The 526-nt window shown below is 41.9% G+C and carries 1 protein-coding gene; it reads left to right on the top strand.

What is annotated here, in order from left to right:
* A partial coding sequence (locus QD409_RS35725) for an alpha/beta hydrolase (protein WP_430765082.1) occupies positions 1–526 on the top strand: 526 nt, incomplete at both ends.

The raw sequence follows: 526 nt of genomic DNA, 5'->3' as shown, positions 1-526 counted from the left end.
ACCATACATTTGTGTTGCGCTACAATACGTACTTTCGTGAGTGGGTGAAAGATTTCAAACAGCTACCGGAGGTAAWTGAGCGCTCTCTCTATCCCAATCCATTACTTGATTTAGCGAAAGCGATATCTTTAGTAAGAAGAAATGCGAAAGAATGGCTTGTAAATCCAGATGCCATTGCTTTATGCGGCTTTTCTGCTGGTGGTCATTTGGCAGCAAGCATGGCTGTTCATTGGCAAGACAGCTTCCTCCAAGAGTCTATTCAAGCAAGCAGCGATTTATTTAAGCCAAATGCTGTTATATTAGGATATCCGCTCCTTGATTATGAATGGATGAAAGCAAAAGTAGAGCGTGATGCGGATGAGAATAAAAAAAGCTTTTGGGAAATATCAAGCAAGGCAGTTTTCGATACAACCACACCTACTGACCAACAGCTAAGAGAAGCAAGTCCTGCCCGTTATGTCACTATAAATACACCGCCTGTCTTCCTATGGCATACAGCCGATGATGATTTAGTTTACGCAGAAAA

The organism is Rhizobium sp. BR 315 (assembly GCF_050577975.1).
Taxonomy (GTDB): Bacteria; Pseudomonadota; Alphaproteobacteria; order Rhizobiales; family Rhizobiaceae; genus Rhizobium; species Rhizobium miluonense.
This window is presented reverse-complemented; position numbering and strand designations above follow the sequence as displayed.